Source organism: Streptoalloteichus tenebrarius (genome assembly GCF_024171885.1).
Classification (GTDB): Bacteria; Actinomycetota; Actinomycetes; order Mycobacteriales; family Pseudonocardiaceae; genus Streptoalloteichus; species Streptoalloteichus tenebrarius.
In genome coordinates, this window is the sequence record NZ_JAMTCP010000037.1 from 26,298 (window position 1) to 42,427 (window position 16,130).

Genomic DNA, 16,130 nt, shown 5'->3' on the forward strand with positions numbered 1-16,130 from the left:
CAACCCGAGACCCGGCCCCGCTGCTGTCGGTCGCTCGTCGGCCTCTCAGCCGCGAGACGGCCGCCCCGCAACCTTCGGCGTGCGCTTCTGACCACGGCTTGCGGTGGATCGCCTGACCGGCCCCGACCTGGAACCACGAGCCGGACCGGACTGGACCACTTCCAGTGTCTCGCGCGAGACTGACAATTCCGGCCGCGTTCGAGTGCCCCGGGCGGGTGGTGTTGGTGGGTGGTCCCGGTTGGGCGGTCAGAGGTCGGCGGGGCCGGGCACCAGGCGCAGGGGCATGCCCCTGGCCGTGACGTGGTCGCCCCAGGCCGCGTGCGCGCCGGCCGCGCGCCACCAGTCGGCCTGCTCCGCGCTCGCGACACCGCCCACGACGACCGTCACGCCCATCCGGTCCAGGAGGGTCACCAGGTCGGCGGCGGAGCGGGCGAGGATCGAGTCCGGTCGCCGCGCCACCTGGTCCGCGAGCGCCGGCGCGATCTCCACCACGCGACTCGGCAGGTCCTCCACGCACGCCAGGTCGACCGCGCCCAGACCGAAGCCGTGCGCGTAGGTGCGCACGCCGAGCCCCGACAGCACACGGATGTTGTCCCACGCGTCATCGCTCTCGTCCCGCAGCGCCGAGGTGGGGAAGCCCAGCCGCAGCCGGTCCGGCCCCAGCCCGAACTCGGCCAGCACGGCACGCACCTCGCCCACCAGGTCGGGGTCGGCCGCCTGGTGCGCGTCCAGGGCGACGCCGACGGCGGGCGCCAACCCGCCCCAGGTCAGCGCCTGCTCCCCCGCCGAGCGCAGCAACCACTGCGCGATCGGCGGTCCGAGCCCCACGACCTCGGCCATGGCCAGGCACCGCGCGTGCGGCACGACGCCCATGTCCGGGTGTTCCCACCGCAGCACCGCCTCGACCGCGAGGATCTCCGGGTCGCGCAGCGACACCACGGGCCGGTGCTCGACGCGGATCTCCCCGTTCTCCCACGCGCCCGGCATGCCCGCCGCCACGGCGGACCAGGCGCGGTCCCGCGCGTCCCGGTCGGGGTCGAACAACCCCCACTGGCGCCGGCCCTGTTCCTTGACCCGGCGCAGGGTGCTGCCGGCCGCGCGCAACAGGTCGCAGGCGGTGAACCCGTGGGTCGGTTGCTGCACGACCCCGATGCTGACCGACGCCGCGACGCCGTGCGGGCCGTAGTAGACCGGCTCGGCCAGCTCCTCGTTGATCCGGGCGGCGAGCGCGCCCACGTCCGGTCGGCCCTCGGTGTGCCGGACCGCCACGACGAACTCGTCGCCCCCGAGTCGCGCCACGAGCTCGTCGCCGGGGTCGGGGAACAAGGCGCGGAGCTGGCGCGCGACCCGCTTCAGCACCTCGTCGCCGATCCGGTGGCCGAGCCCCTCGTTCACCACGCCGAGGCCGTCGACGTCCACCTGGAGCACGGTGATCTCGTCGCTCTCGGCGACCATCCGCTCCAGCCCGGTCACCAGCGCCTGGCGGTTCGGCAGGCCGGTCAACGCGTCGTGCAGGGCCTGCTTGCGCAGCTCGCGCTGCAACAGGTGCAGGTCGGTGACGTCCGCGACGGCCGTCACGTGGTAGGCCGGCGCGCCCTCGGCGTCCCTCAGCAGCGAGACGGCGAGGGTGCACCAGACCGTGTCGCCGTCCTTGTGCCGCAACCGCCGCTGCTCGCGCAGTCGGTCGGCCTTCCCGTCGCTCAGGCGGCCGTAGACCGACTCCAGCGCGCCGACGTCGTCGGGGTGGAACACGTCGGACAGCCGCAGCTCGGCCAGCTCGGGCCGCCCGTGGCCGACGATCTCCAGGAACGCCCCGTTGACCTGGACGAACCGGCCCTCGGGGTCGGTGATCGCGATGCCGACGGCCGAGATGCCGAACACCTCGCGGAACCGGGCCTCGCTCAGCCACAGCTCGCGCTCGGCCTTCTCCTTGGCCAGCAGCAGGGCGCGCTTGACCCCCTCCTGCTGGTCGAAGACGAGGTCCCTGGTGGCCTGCACGTACCCGGACACCAGGGAGCCGAGCAGGGCGTAGACCCGCGACCGCGCTCGGGGCACCCGGGCCAGTTCCGGCAGGCCCGGCAGCGACTCGGCGAGCAACTCCAGGGAGCGCGCCAGGCTCGTCTGCCCGGTGAACCCGTCGCGCACCATGGCCCTGCCGACGTCGACGGCGGGCGCGGCGGAGAACTCGTCGGCGCGCAGCACCCTGATCGTCTCGTCGACCAGGGCGGCCAGCCGGCGTTCGATCTCCTCGTGCGGGACGGGGACGAAGACGCTCGTGGCCATCGCGACGGCCCAGTCCCGGACGAGCTGTGCGCGGTCGCGCGCGGGGCGCGCCCGTGACCGAGGCCCCTTCGGGCCCTGGGGTGGTGACGTCGTCATCGGCTCCTCATCCACCGCCGCCACCGGGGCGCCCGGTCCCTCGGCGACCCGGGGGACGGCCGGGCTGGCCGGGAACGGGACGGCGAGCAGGACGGCGGGGAACACGGCGGGGCGGGACGAGGCAGCGTGGAACGGGATCGTCGCGGCGCGGGACGGGGAAGGACGGTCTCGTCGGCACGGGTCACCTCCTCCCACACGCCAGGCAGGCGAAAGGCAGGCCCGGCCACACCTCTCCCCATGGTCAGGGGAGGCGGCCAACGCCGGCGTAGATCTGTTCTCGCTCCGGCCCCTCGGCGCCGTCGCCTGGCGAGACCGGCCGCCAGTCGGCCGTGCTCACCACTCCCGGCTCGACCAGGTCGAACCCGGTGAACAACGCCTCGACCTCGGCCCGGCTCCTGGGGTGGATGGGGTCCTTGCTCCTGCTCATCACCTCGACCATCGCCGCCATCTCGTCGGGCCTGGTGTCGGCGGTGAAGTGGGACAACGCGAGGTGGCTGCCGGGGGCGAGCCGGGAGCGGAAGCGGTCGAGGAGGTCGCGCGGCCCCCACTCGTCGGGCACGAAGTGGAACACGCCCACCATCAACAAGCCGATCGGGCGGTCGAAGTCCAGCAGCTCCCTGGTGGTCGGGTGGTCCAGGATCGCCTCGGGGCGGCGCAGGTCCTCCTGGAGCGCGGCGGCCCGCCCGTTCCCGGCGAGGATGAGCTGGCTGTGCGCGACCGCGACCGGCTCGTTGTCCACGTACACGACGCGGGCGTCCGGGTTGGCGGCCTGCGCGATCTCGTGCACGTTGCCGACGGTCGGGATGCCGGAGCCGATGTCGAGGAACTGGTCCACCCCCCGCTCGACCATGAACAGCACCGCGCGGCGCAGGAACGCCCGGTTGAGCCGGGCGATGTCCCGCGACCCCGGCAACGCCGCGGCGAACCGCTCCGCGAGCTCCCGGTCCGCCGCGAAGTTGTGCCCTCCCCCGAGGAGGTAGTCGTAGACCCGTGCCGCGCTCGGCAGGTCGACGTTCACGCCTTCGGGCACCCAACTCGACTGTTCGGCCACCACGCACCTCACACTCCGGACCGGTAATCGCCACACTACCGAGCGTGCGCAGTCAGGGTAGTGGGCTGATCCCTGAACGGACGCGGCCGAACGGAGCAGTCGGGCACGGTATGCGACCGTCCTGACCGCCCGTGCGGCCAGGACGGTGTCACGCGACGCCCCCCCGCCGCCATCAGCACCCCATGTCTGTCCATTTTGGACAAAACCGGGTCCCCCCGGCGGCGCGTGATCCATGCCGGGAGACGCACTGGAGTCGCCGGTTCCCACTCCTCCTCCGCACGACCGCCGACGGCGTTCAGGAGGGCTCGGGCACGGCGACGCGCCGAGCCCCGGCGACCGGGCCGGGCGCCGGCGTCACCAGGAACCCCTGGTCCACCCAGTCCCGCAGCCAGGCCCTGGCCAGGTCCCGGTCCACGTCGCGGAGCGCCTCGGCGAGCACGACGCGGTGGAGCAGCGCGGTGAGCACCCGGTGGGCTTCCGCGGTCAGCTCGTGCACCCGCACCAGGAGGTCCCTGCGGGTCAGGGCGAGGAACACCGGTCTGGCCCTCGGCGGGACGTGCCCGCCGCCCTGCCGCACGGCCGTCAGGTACTCGTGCACGGTGAACCCCGCGTGGAACAGCCGCAGCCCGGGAGCGGGCGTGGCCCTGGTCGTGGCCCAGTCCTCCTCGGGCAGGTCGACCAGTCCGCGCGCGGGGACGTCGTTCTCGGTGCCCGGCCCGTCGAGCACCTCGTTGTGCAGGCGCTCGAAGCGCGCGAGGTCGATCACCATCTCGACCGTGGGGTCCCGCCGCTCCCTCGGGAGGTGCGCGTCGGGGCGGGTGCGGGCGAGGTGGTCGACGAACTCGGCGTCGAACCGGCTGAGCCGGTAGGACCTCGCCGGGTTGGCCCGCACGTGGTCCACGACGAACGCGTCGAACACCTCCCTGCCGAGGAGCTGGATCAACGCCGGGTGCAGCTCGCGCATCCGGGTGAAGAGGCGGCGGCGGTGGGTCCGGCGGAAGACCGCGAACCGCTGGGCGGGGGACAGCGCGGACGACCCGGTGACCAGCCAGCCGATCTCGGGTCCCGGGTCGCGGGCGTCGAGCAACGCCCGCTGCAACCGCCGCTGCGCCGCGAGCAGGTCCGGCTCGCCGGCGGGCACGTCAGACCCCCGCCCACAGCGCGGTGGCCGCGTGTCGTCTCGCCTTGTCGAGTTCCGCCAGCAGGACGGGGAACGCCGGGAGCTGGTCGTCCCACTCGACCACGGTCGGCGCGCCCCCGGTCAGCACGACCGCCAGCCGGTACAGCTCCCACACCGCGTCGGCGACGGGCGCGTCGCGGCTGGCGACCGCGTGCGTGCCGTGGTGGGTGTGCCCGGACAGGTGCATCTCCACCACGCGGTGGTGGGGCAGCGCCCGCAGGTACTCGACGGGGTCGAAGTCGTGGTTGACGGCCGAGACGTGAACGTTGGTCACGTCGAGCAACAGACCGCAGTCGGCCTCGTCCGCCATCCGGGCCAGGAACTCCCACTCGGACAGGGTGGAGGCGGCGAACTCGACGGAGCTGCTGGTGTTCTTCAGCACGAGGGGCCGCTCCAGGACGTCCTGCACGGTCCGGATGCGGCGCACGAGGTGCCGCAGCGACTCCTCGGTGCGGGGCATCGGCAGCACGGCGTGGGTGTTGACCCCGTCCACCCCGGTCCAGCCGACGTGGTCGGACACCCACTCCGCGCGGACCTCGTCGGCCAGCTCGCGCAGTCGCCCCAGGTAGCGGTAGTCCAGCCGGTCGCAGCCCCCGATGGACAGCGCCAGGCCGTGCAGGACGACCGGGTACCGCTCGGCGATCTCGGCCAGCGCCCTGCGGCGGGCGCCGTGGGAGTCCATGAAGTCCTCGGTGACGACCTCGAAGAACCCGAGCGCCGGCCATCGCTGCCGGACGTAGTCCAGGTGCGGCAGGCGCAGTCCCACGCCGAAACCGAGCCAGCGGGTGCCGAGCCGGCGGCGTGGGGGAGTCCCGGTCCGCATCAGCCAGATCCCTCCGCCGAGTGGTCGACCCCATTCGTCGTAGCCCGGCGGGCCGGCCCCTGCCAGCCCACTCCCCCTGCCGCACACCACATTCCGCTGTTCGAGGGAGTGTCGGGTGGCCGAGGGCGTGTCGTGGCGGTTGCGTGGGCCGGCCCGCCGGCCGGGTCTCCGGGATCAGTCCCCGTCCGGCGCCCCGCGCCGGGGAAGCCACGACGCCACGAGGACCGCGGCCACCGCGACCAGGACCGCCACGACGCGCAGGGCGAACCCGGCCGCGTCCGAGAACGCCACCCGCACCGCGTGGTCCAGCACGGCGGTCTCCGGGCCGCCCCGCTCGTGGACGAAGGCCAGCGCCGAGGCGACCGACCCGCGCACCTCCTCGCCCGCCGCGCCGGCGAGGTCGCGCACCGGCGCCGGCAGCGACGGGCCGAACGCTCCGTTGAGGAGGGTCCCGAACAACGCGAACCCGACCGCGCCGCCGATCTCGCGGGAGAAGCTGTTGATCCCCGAGCCCAGCCCGGCCTTGCTGGCGGGCAACGAGGTCAGGATCGCCATGGACAGCAGCGGGTTGGACAGTCCGCTCCCGGTGCCCACCAACACCATGCACACCGCGTACAGCGGGTAGGGCGTGTCCGGCCCGCACAACGAGTACAGGAGGAGGCCGACGGCCACGCCCAACAGGCCGGAGACCACCACGGCCCTGGTGCCGAAGCGCTCCGCGAGCCGGCCGGCCCTCGGTGAGGCGACGAACAGCATCACCGCCATCGGCAGCGTCCCGAGCCCGGCGAGCACGGCGGGATAACCCTTGACGCTCATCAGGTACTGGCCGTTGAGGGCGAAGACGGAGTACATCGCCACGAACGACACGATGATGCCGATCGTCCCCGTCCGGGCTCCGGAGCCCAGGAAGACGCGCGGGTCGACCAGGGGGTGCGCCAGCCGCAGCTCCACGAGCACGAACACCACCAGCAGCGCCGCCGCCGCGCCGAAGGCGAGGAGCACGAAGCCCGACAGCCATCCGGCGCGTTGCCCCTCGATGATCCCCGTCAGCAGGGCGAGGACGGCCGCGACGAGCAGCACGACGCCGACCGGGTCGAGCGGCTGTTCGTGCCGGGGCACCCGGGGCGCGGTGACCGCCACCAGCGCCATCCCGACGAGGGCGAGCGGCGCGGCCACGGCGAAGAGCACCCGCCAGTCGGCGTACTGGAGGACCACCCCGCCGAGGACGTTGCCGGCCACCCCGCCGATGCCGCTCATCGCGGTCCACGTCGCGACGGCGCGGCCCCGCTGGTCGGCGGGGAACACCCGCGTCAGCAACGGAAGGCTGCTGGGCAGCACCAGGGCGGCGCCCGCGCCGGCGACGGCGCGGGCGACCAGCAGCGTGGGCACGGTCGGCGCCAGCGCCGACCCGACCGAGCCCACCGCGAGGACCGCCAACCCGGTCAGCATCGCGCCCTTGCGGCCGACGCGGTCGCCGAGGGCGCCGGCCGGGACCAGCAGGCAGCCGAAGGCGACCAGGTAGCTGTCGATGATCCACAGGACCTCGGTCGGCGACGGGTAGGGCGCGCTGGTGGACAACCGGCCGACCGCGAGGTTCACCGCCGCCCCGAGCCCGAACACCAGGGCGACGCACAGGCAGACGGCGACCGTGACGACGCGCCGCGTTCCCGCGCCGGGCGGCGTCGCGTCGGGGCGCGCCGTCACGGTCGCCTCACCGCCCCGCGTCACGGCGCACCCACGTAGCTGGACAGCTCCAGGCCCTGGCCGTCCGCGATCGCCGTCGAGACGTAGCCGTTGGCCGGGTCGCGCACGTGGTCGAGGTAGGCGCGGGCGCCGTCGGCGAACTTCAGGGTGTCGTCGGCGTGCACGAGCGCGCCCGGCCGCAGCTTCGGCTCCACCGTCCTGAGCACGTCGAGGTAGAAGTCCACCCAGCCGTCCAGGTACAGCAGGTCCACCGGCCCCGGGACCGTGGTGAGCGTGCGGCTCGCCTCGCCCACGAGCATGCCGACGTGGTCGGAGACGCCGGCGCGCTGGATGTTGCGCCACGCCGCCTCGGCCTTCCCGCCGTGCAGCTCGGTGGTGATCACCCGGCCGAACCCGTTGTCCCGCAGGGCGGCGGCGATGTGGATGGTGCTGAAGCCGTAGGCGGTGCCGAACTCGATCACGGTCGTCGGGCGCATCGCCCGCACGGTGGCGTAGAGCAGGCGACCGATGGCGGCGGGGGCGGCGTAGTACCCGCTGCCGCACGCCGCGACCAGCTCCTCGGGCGTCCACGGCGTCGTCCTGGCGCGGACCTCCTCCAGCAGTTTCGGTTGTTCCACCGCGTCCACCCTGGCCTGCTCGGCGGCGATCTCGTCGAGCACGGCGCGGACGCGCGGTTCGGAGAGTCCCATGGGAATCTGCCTCACATTCGTCATGAACACGACGCTAGAAAGGGACGCGAAAAAGGTCCAGTTCCCATTTCGCAACTAACGGTTGCGCCGGGCGCAATCCACGCCGGAGTGATCCACCATTCCCGCGCGGACCTGGAGCCGGACCAACGGCTGGATGAGCAGGTCGACACCGACGAGGAAACACAGGGTGCCGACGCCGACCGGTCCGCCGAGCGCCCACCCGGTCAGCAGCAGCGCGGTCTCCATCGCGCCCTTGGCCAACCAGAACGGCCACCGCCACCGGGCGGAGACCACCAACGCGAGCAGGTCCATGGCGCGCACGCCGAACCCGCTCATGAGGATCAGGGCCGAACCCTCCGCGCACAGCGCCACCCCGAGCGCCAGCGCCGGCCACGCGCCCAGCCCCCTGGCGGGATCGCCCCACATCAGCAGGTCGATGAGGCTGCCGCAGGCGAAGAAGGTGAGCAGCGGGGACAGCGCGGGGCGCCGACGCGTCCAGAGCGCGACGACCGCGAGGCACAGCACGGCGACGCCGGCCTGCACGAGCCCGACCGTCAGCGGCACGTGCCGGAGCAGGCCCAGCGAGAACACGTCGAGCGGATCGGTGCCCAGCCGGGAATGGACGAACAGGTACGCGCCGGCGGAGAAGACCAGACAGCCGGACAGGTAGGTCAACGACCTCCACCGGGACCGGCCGGGGGTCGGAGAGCGGACAGCGGACGGCGCGGCGTCGACCACGGGTCCTCCAGGAAATCGGAAACAGGAACCGAATTCGACGCTAAACGGGGCGACCGACCGCGACCAGTGCGTTGTCGACAAGAATTGATTGCGTGGCGCTCAATCGTCGAGGCGGGCGTTCCTGCACACCTCGGCGACCTGTTCCCGCAACCACCGGTGCGCGGGGTCGGCGTCCATCCGGGGATGCCAGGCCTGACCCACGACGATCGGCCTGTCGCGCACCGGTAGCGGCAGCACCGAGAAGCGCTCCGGCGCGATGCTGGACGCCGCGATCCGGCCGAGCATCGTGGCCACCAGGTCCGACTCCGCCACCACGGCCAGCGCCGTGGCGAAGTTGGGCACCACCAACGACACCGTCCTGGTCAGGCCCAGCTCGCGCAACGCGTCGTCCAGCGGCCCGGTGGCGCGTCCGCGCCGGGAGACGCTGACGTGCGGGTACTCCACGAACCGCTGCGGGGTCAGCGCGCCCTCGGTGAGGGGGTGGCCGGCGCGGACGACGGTGACGAACTCGTCCACGTACAGCGTCTCGGTGCGCACCTCGGGTCCGAGCGGCGCCAGCAGGCCGACGTCGAGGTCGATCCGGCCGTCCCGCAGCGCGGCCACGTCCTCCTCGCCCTCGGCGGCGAAGCGCAGGGTGACGCCCGGCGCGCGCGTCCGCGTCCTCCGGCTCAGGGGCAGGGCCAGCATGCTGGCCATGGCGTCGTTCGCGCGGATCACGAAGGTGCGGCGCAGGGACGCCAGGTCGATCTGGTCGGCGGGGCGCAGCACCGCCATCGCCTCCTGGAGGGCGGCGCGCACCTGCTGCCGGATGGCCAGCGCCCGGGGCGTCGGCACCAGACGGCGGCCGGCCCGCACCAGGACCGGGTCACCGAGGGTGGCCCGGATGCGGGCCAGCGTGCGGCTCATGGCCGGCGCGCTGAGGTGCAGGCGTTCCGCCGCTCCGGTGACGCTCTCCTCCTCCAGCAGGGCGTCCAGGGCCACCAGCAGGTTCAGGTCCACGGATTGCATGAACCACAACCTTAGAGATCAATCGTTGCGCGGGCCTCAATCGCGGGTGGGGGGTGTGGCGAGGTCGCGGGAGGCGTTGACCCGCAGTCACCCGATCGGGGAGCATGGGCGGGCTGCACAACTCAACAACCAAGCACGCGCACGCCGTGGGGGAAGACCGGTCGAAGTCCGGCGCTGACCCGCAACGGTGGGCCACGCCCCGGTCGGGCGCGTGGCGAGCCCGATCACCCGCGGTGGCGCGCACGGCTCCACAACCACCGTCGAGGTCTGCGGGACGGAGCCTGGTGGGCGGCGCGTCGGCCCCTCGTCCTGGCACGGGCGGACGGACGCGTGGTGCGCCGGCGGTCGGGGACCGGCCGTGGGCGCGGCTCGTCGGGCAGCCGGTCGTGGACCGCTCACCGAGGAGGCACCACATGGCCCCATCGCGCGGGGGGCGCGCGGCGTCGTTATTGGCCGCCATCACGGCGGTCCTGGGTCTGTCGCTCCCCCTCACCCAGTCCGTGGCCCACGCGAACCCCGGGCACAACACCGGCGGGGCCGGGAGCACCGCCGACCCGGCGGCCGCCGCCGCGGGATGGGCGGGCCGGCAGCTCAGGGACGGCGAACGCGTCGATGGGCGCGGCGGGGTGGACTACGGGCTCACGGCCGACATCGTGTTGGGCCTCGCCTCGGCCGGGACCGGGCGCGAGACCGCCGCCAAGGCGACCGACTGGCTGGCCAGCAAGGTCGACGCGTACTTCCGGGGAGACAACGGGCTGGATCTCAACACGGGTGGGCTGGCCAAGCTGGCGCTCGTGGCCCAGGTGCAGCACCGCGATCCGACGAACTTCGGCGGGCGCGACCTCTTCCAGCTCCTGTACGAGCAGCTCGGAGACGACGGCAAGTTCGAGGCGATCCAACACGGCAAGGACAGTGCGAACACCTTCACCCAGTCCCTGGCCCTTCTGGCGCTGCACCGGCAGGGCAAGGACATGATCCCCGAGCCGGCGGTGGACTTCCTGGTGCGCACCCGGTGCGCCAACGGCGGCTTCCCGGTCGTCTACTGGGCCAAGCCGGACGAGTGCAAGAGCGACGCCGACGGAACGGGCATCGTCGTGCAGGCGCTGATCGCGGTGGGGAGAGCCGCTGACGCGGCGCCAGCGCTGGACTGGTTGGAACGCATCCAGAACAGCGAGGGCGGCTTCAGCGAGACCGAGTCGACCGCGACGCCGAACGCGAACTCGACGGCGCTGGCCGCACAGGCCCTCCGCGCCGGCGGACGCGCGCACGCGGCCGACCGCGCGATCTCCTGGCTGCTGGCCCGGCAGGTCGGCTGCTCCGGCAAGGAGGAGGACCGGGGCGCGGTCGGCTGGGAGAAGCCCGTCGTCACGGGTTCCACCCTGCGGGCCACCGCCCAGGTGATCCCCGCGCTGGCCAACAGGTCGCTGGCCGAGATCGACGGCGCCGGCGCGCGACCGGGCCTGCCCGTCCTGCTGTGCGTGCCCGGCTCCTCGTCCAGCGCGCCCCCCACCTCGTCGTCGAGCGTGCCGAGCATCCCGGGCACGCCGCCGACGAGCGGAAACGGGAACGGGTCCACGCCGCCCTCCACGACGGCCCCCAGCACGCCGGCGCGCACCACGACCGCCGCGCCCGTGGCCGCCGTGAACGCCGGGGGCGGCGGACCCGTGGCTCCTCGCCCGCAGGCCGTGTCCACCAGGACGACGACGCTGGCCAAGACCGGCGCCGCCGTGGACGACCTCGCCCTGGTCGGCGGTGGACTGGTGCTCGTCGGCGTCGTCCTCGTCGTGGCGGGCAGGACGCGGCGGAGGGCGGCGCGATGACCAGGCGGCCGCGCGCGGGGCTCCTCGCGTGCGCCGCCGCCCTCGCGGCCGTGCCGCTGGCGCCCGCGGGCCCGGCGGCCGCGGCCGAGGGGTGCGACGGCGTCCTGGTCGTGGTCGAGCCCAGGGTGGTGCCGGACAACCCGGGGTACGGCACGCGAACCGGCTGCGCGCACGACCCGGAAGACGGCCTCGCGGCGCTCCAGCAGGCCGGGTTCTCCGTCACGTTGGGGACGGGGTCCTACTCGGGCGGGTTCATCTGCGCGATCGACAACGCGCCCCGCGCGGGCTGTGGCATGGTCGACCGGGACACCTACTGGTCCTACTGGTACATGCTCCCCAACACCGACACGTGGGTCTACAGCAACGCCGGGGCGACCTACCGGACCCCGCCCAAGGGCAGCATCGAGGCGTGGGTCTGGCAGGACGCCGGGGACAACGAGCCGCCCCAACCCCGGAGCGCGGTCGCTCCTCAGGCGCCGCCGCCGCAGCAACCACCCCAACCGGGACAACCGCCCGACGGCGGACAAGGCACCGGCGGCGGACAAGGGGCCGGCGGTGGACAGGACGGCGGACGGGCGCCGGGTGGTGATCCCGTCCCCCAGCCCAACCCGCCTGGCGAGCAGCCGAACCCGCCCGCCCCGGCCGAGGGCGCCCCGCCGACGGACCAGCCGACGGACCAGTCGACGGCGACATCCACGTCCGCTCCTCCGAGCGGCTCGTCGGCGGCGCCGACGAGCGGGACGTCGACGGCGTCCGCGCCTCCTGGGTCGAGGAGCGCGACCGGGAGCGCGCCGAACGTCGCGGCCGGAGCCCACTCCGGCCCCGCCTCACCGGGGGACACCGGCGGAGGCGGGCCGTGGGCACTGGCCGTCGGGGTGCTCGCCGTCCTGTTGTTGGCCGGCGGGATCTCCTGGCAGATCCGCCGACGGCGGTCGTAGGTGACGATGGCGGACGCTCTCCCCGCCGCGCTCCTCCCCCGCGCCGGCGGCCTGGCAAGTCCACTGTGGACGAAGGTTCCCATGAGTCTACTGAGGACACAGAATCGCGCCGGGGCGTCGGGGTGAGCGGACTGTTCGCCGTCCCACGCCCGTTGCACCCGCTCGCGTGGTGGGGTTGGGCGCTGGGAGTCGCGGTGGCGGCGAGCCGCACCACGAACCTGCTGCTGCTGGTCCTGCTCGGGGCCGCGGCGGGGTACGTGGTCGCGGCCCGCCGAACCGAGGCGCCATGGGCGTCGGCGTACCGGGTCTTCCTGCGGATCGCCCTCGTGATCGTGGCGATCCGCGTGGTGTTCCAGGCGCTGCTGACCGGTTCGGCCGGGACCGTCGTCCTGGTCACCCTGCCCCGGATTCCGACGCCCGCGTGGCTGACGGGCGTGCGCCTCGGCGGCGACGTGACCGCCGAGGCCCTGCTGGCCGCCGTGGCCGACGGCGGCCGGCTGGCGGTGATCATGACGTGTTTCGGCGCGGCGAACGCGCTGGCCAGCCCGTCCCGCCTGCTGCGCTCGCTGCCGAGGGCGCTGCACGAGCTGGGCGTCGCCGTGGTCGTGGCCCTGTCCGCCGCGCCCCAGCTCGTGACCGCCGTCGGCCGGGTGCGGAGGGCGCGGCGACTGCGGGCCCTGCCCCACCGGGGCTTCCGGGGCGCGCTGTCCATCGTGGGCCCCGTCCTGGAGGAGGCGTTGGACCGGGCGATGACCACGGCCGCCGCCCTCGACGCGCGGGGGTACGGCCGGCGGTCCCTGGTCCCCGCCGGACGACGCCGGTTGACCACCGTCGCGCTGTTGGGCGGGCTGCTCGGTGTCGTACTCGGTCTCTACGGGCTCCTCGACGGCTCCACCGTGCTCCACATCGGACAGTGGGCCGAGGTGACGACCGGGACCCTCGGCCCGGTCCTGGTGCTGGCGGGCGTGGCCGGCTGTGTCGTCGGCCTCGTCCTGGGCGGACGGGCCGTCGTGCGCACCCGCTACCGGCCCGACCGCTTCCTGGCGGCCGAGTGGATCGTGCTGGCGTCCGGAGCGGCGTGCGCCGGCCTGTTCCTCGCCACGGCGGCGCTGGGCGGCCCCGCCTCGGGCCTGTCGCCCAACCCGTGGGCCCTGGAGACGCCGGGACTCCCGCCCCTGGCCGCGCTGGGCGTGCTGTGCGCGCTGCTGCCGGCCCACCTGACCCCGCCCCCTCCCCCCACCCGAGCCCCGGAGGCCGCATGAACCCGGTCGTGCGCTGGGAGACCGTGTCGTTCCACTACCCGGGGGCCGCCGACCCCACGTTGTCCTCTGTGGACATCGCACTGCCGGAGGGCGAGCTGTGCCTGGTGGTCGGCAACACGGGCAGCGGGAAGTCCACGTTGCTCCGCACCGTCAACGGAGCGGTGCCCCACGCGACGGGCGGAACGCTGCGCGGCCGGGTGCGCACGGCGGGGCGGGACACCGCGTCCCACCGTCCCCGCGACCTCGCGGACGTCGTCGGGATGGTGCCGCAGCAACCGGCCGACGCGTTCGTGGCGGACACGGTGGAGGAGGAGATCGCCTACGGGATGGAGTGCCTCGGCGTCGCCCCGGACGCGATGCGTCGCCGCGTCGAGGAGACCCTGGACCTGCTCGGCCTGGCCGAGGTCCGCGCGCGCCCGGTGACCGCGCTCTCCGCCGGCCAGCAGCAACGCGTCGCGTTGGCCGCCGCCTTCGCCGCCCAGCCCGCGCTCCTCGTGCTCGACGAGCCGACCAGCGCGCTGGACCCGCCGGCGGCGGAGGAGGTCCTGGCCGCAGTGCAACGCCTGGTCCACGACCTCGGCACCACCGTCCTGCTCGCCGAGCACCGCCTCGAACGGGTCGCGCAGTTCGCCGACAGCGCGCTGCTCGTGCCGGGAGCCGGGCGTCCTCCCGTCGTCGGCGGCACCGCCGAGGTCCTGGCCGACGCGCCGGTGGCCCCACCCGTGGTCGAGCTGTCGCGGCTGCTGGGCTGGGACCCGGTGGCGCTGAGCGTCCGGGACGCGCGCCGCCGCGCCGCCGCGCTCCGGCTGCCCGCCCCACCGCCGACGCCACGGGCCGAGGCGGGCGAGGTCGTCGCCAGCGCGCGGGGTCTCGTCGCCCGGCACGGGCCCGTTCCCGCGCTCCGCGGGGTGGATCTCGACCTGCGCTCCGGCGAGGTCGTGGCGCTCATGGGGCGCAACGGCGCCGGCAAGTCCACGTTGTTGTCCTGCCTGGCCGGTCTGCACCGGCCCCGGTCGGGCCGGGTGATGGTGGGTGAGGCCGACCCGGCCCGGCTCCGCCGGCGCGACGTCGCGCGGGTGGTCGGCCTCGTCCCGTCCGAGCCGGCCGACCTGTTGCTGGCCGACCGCGTGGACCGCGAGTGCGCGGCGGCCGACCGCGAGGCCGGGGCCACCCCCGGCCACACCGCCGCGCTCCTCGCCGAGCTGGTGCCGGGCATCCCCGCCGACGCGCACCCCAGGGAGCTGTCCTGCGGGCAACGGCTCGCCCTGGCGCTGGCCGTGCTCCTCGCCCGCGCGCCGCGCCTGCTCCTGCTGGACGAGCCGACGCGGGGCCTGGACTACCCGGCCAAGCGGCGGGCCGCCGACGTGCTGCGCCGGCTCGCGGACGACGACCGCGCCGTCCTGCTCGTGACGCACGACGTGGAGCTGGCCGCGCAGGTGGCCGACCGGGTCGTGGTCCTCGCCGAGGGCGAGGTGATCACCGACGCCCCCGCCGCCGAGGCGCTGGCCGCGTCGCCCGCCTTCGCCCCGCAGGTGGCCAAGGTGTTCGCGCCCACCCCGTACCTGACCGTCGACCACGTGCGGCGGGCGGCGCGGGAGGCGAGCGCGTGACCGGGGACGTCGTCGTCCACAGTGGACGAACGCCGAGCCTGCCCCGGCTCGGCCCGCGCGCCGCGGTCGCCCTCGTGCTCGCCTCGGTCGTCGGCCTGGTCGGCTTCGGGTGGCCGTTCGTGGTCCGCGCCGAGTCGCGCGTGGCGCACGAGCAGGACGCGCCGTGGCTGTTCGCGGCGCTCACCGTGCTCGTCCTCGCCGTGGTGCTCGCCGCGCTGCTGGACGGCGCCGCCGACGCCAAGACCGTGGCCCTGCTCGGGGTGCTCTCCGCCGTGGGCGCGGCGCTGCGCCCCTTCGGCGCGGGCGCGGCCGGCATCGAGCCGATGTTCGTGGTGTTCGTCCTCGGGGGCAGGGTGCTCGGCCCGGCCGGCGGGTTCGCGCTCGGCAGCACGGCGATGCTCGCCTCGGCGCTGCTGACCGCCGGCATCGGCCCCTGGCTGCCGTTCCAGATGCTCACCGCGTCGTGGATCGGGCTGGGCGCCGGGCTGCTCCCCCGCCGGCCGGCGGGCGGCCGGGGCGAGGTGCTGCTGCTGGCCGGCTACGCGATCGTGGCCGGCCTGGGCTACGGCGCGGTCATGAACCTCTGGTTCTGGCCCGTGACGGTGGACCCCATGACGCCGATCGGTTACGCGGCGGGAGAGGGGCCGCTGGCCAACCTGCGCCGCTACGCCACCTTCTACCTGGCCACCTCACTCGGCTGGGACGTCCCCCGCGCACTCCTCAACGCGGGTCTGGTGCTGCTGGCCGGTTCCCGGGTGCTCACCGCGATGCGGAGGGCCGTGCGCCGCGCCGCCTTCGACACACCAGTGACGGTGGTCCGACCGACCGGGCGCGCGGACGACAGAGATCCCACCTAGGCACCTCGGTAGGTAATGGCGGTCATGTCGTCGCGGATGACGATGGCGCGGAACCACGTGAGCCGGTCAAA

The 16,130-nt window shown here is 74.5% G+C and carries 13 protein-coding genes; 5 read left to right on the forward strand and 8 right to left on the reverse strand.

All coding sequences use genetic code 11. The annotated features are described in order from the left end of the window. Positions 1–246: 246 nt before the first annotated feature. From LX15_RS24560 to LX15_RS24595, 8 genes are all read right to left on the reverse strand, one after another. Positions 247–2,484 carry a putative bifunctional diguanylate cyclase/phosphodiesterase gene (locus LX15_RS24560; protein WP_253672015.1) on the reverse strand — a complete coding sequence of 746 codons (2,238 nt, stop codon included), beginning with the start codon at positions 2,482–2,484 and terminating at the stop codon, positions 247–249. Between the two features lie 136 nt (positions 2,485–2,620). Beyond that, the gene (locus tag LX15_RS24565; RefSeq protein ID WP_253672016.1) at positions 2,621–3,430 is read right to left on the reverse strand and encodes an SAM-dependent methyltransferase; all 810 of its coding nucleotides are present in this window, start codon (positions 3,428–3,430) and stop codon (positions 2,621–2,623) included. A 295-nt stretch (positions 3,431–3,725) separates the two neighbouring features. Further along, positions 3,726–4,571, reverse strand: coding sequence for an HvfC/BufC family peptide modification chaperone (locus tag LX15_RS24570; RefSeq protein WP_253672017.1), 846 nt, complete (start codon positions 4,569–4,571; stop codon positions 3,726–3,728). A 1-nt stretch (position 4,572) separates the two neighbouring features. Further along, the gene (locus LX15_RS24575) at positions 4,573–5,433 is read right to left on the reverse strand and encodes an MbnB/TglH/ChrH family RiPP precursor modification enzyme (RefSeq protein WP_253672018.1); all 861 of its coding nucleotides are present in this window, start codon (positions 5,431–5,433) and stop codon (positions 4,573–4,575) included. A 174-nt stretch (positions 5,434–5,607) separates the two neighbouring features. Next, positions 5,608–7,161 carry an MFS transporter gene (locus LX15_RS24580; RefSeq protein WP_253672019.1) on the reverse strand — a complete coding sequence of 518 codons (1,554 nt, stop codon included), beginning with the start codon at positions 7,159–7,161 and terminating at the stop codon, positions 5,608–5,610. Next, positions 7,158–7,850, reverse strand: coding sequence for an O-methyltransferase (locus LX15_RS24585; protein WP_253672020.1), 693 nt, complete (start codon positions 7,848–7,850; stop codon positions 7,158–7,160). Before LX15_RS24585 ends, LX15_RS24580 begins: the two co-directional genes overlap by 4 nt. A 51-nt stretch (positions 7,851–7,901) precedes the next feature. Next, positions 7,902–8,501 (reverse strand): YczE/YyaS/YitT family protein, encoded by a 600-nt coding sequence (locus LX15_RS24590; RefSeq protein WP_253672021.1) that lies wholly within the window; start codon positions 8,499–8,501, stop codon positions 7,902–7,904. A gap of 162 nt (positions 8,502–8,663) precedes the next feature. Next, positions 8,664–9,572 carry a LysR family transcriptional regulator gene (locus LX15_RS24595; RefSeq protein WP_253672022.1) on the reverse strand — a complete coding sequence of 303 codons (909 nt, stop codon included), beginning with the start codon at positions 9,570–9,572 and terminating at the stop codon, positions 8,664–8,666. Positions 9,573–9,985: 413 nt separating this feature from the next. On the opposite strand from LX15_RS24595, the gene LX15_RS24600 reads away from it, so the two are divergent. The 5 genes from LX15_RS24600 to LX15_RS24620 all read left to right on the forward strand — a co-directional run bounded on the left by LX15_RS24600 (position 9,986) and on the right by LX15_RS24620 (position 16,059). After that, positions 9,986–11,392: a prenyltransferase/squalene oxidase repeat-containing protein gene (locus tag LX15_RS24600; RefSeq protein ID WP_253672023.1), complete on the forward strand. Its 1,407-nt coding sequence runs from the start codon at positions 9,986–9,988 to the stop codon at positions 11,390–11,392. After that, complete coding sequence (locus LX15_RS24605) at positions 11,389–12,330, forward strand: hypothetical protein (protein ID WP_253672024.1); 942 nt, start codon at positions 11,389–11,391, stop codon at positions 12,328–12,330. The genes LX15_RS24600 and LX15_RS24605 overlap by 4 nt, the downstream gene beginning before the upstream one ends. 122 nt (positions 12,331–12,452) lie before the next feature. Continuing rightward, the gene (locus LX15_RS24610) at positions 12,453–13,592 is read left to right on the forward strand and encodes a CbiQ family ECF transporter T component (protein WP_253672025.1); all 1,140 of its coding nucleotides are present in this window, start codon (positions 12,453–12,455) and stop codon (positions 13,590–13,592) included. Further along, positions 13,589–15,202, forward strand: coding sequence for an ABC transporter ATP-binding protein (locus tag LX15_RS24615; protein ID WP_253672026.1), 1,614 nt, complete (start codon positions 13,589–13,591; stop codon positions 15,200–15,202). Before LX15_RS24610 ends, LX15_RS24615 begins: the two co-directional genes overlap by 4 nt. After that, positions 15,199–16,059: an ECF transporter S component gene (locus tag LX15_RS24620; protein ID WP_253672027.1), complete on the forward strand. Its 861-nt coding sequence runs from the start codon at positions 15,199–15,201 to the stop codon at positions 16,057–16,059. The genes LX15_RS24615 and LX15_RS24620 overlap by 4 nt, the downstream gene beginning before the upstream one ends. Positions 16,060–16,130 lie beyond the last annotated feature (71 nt).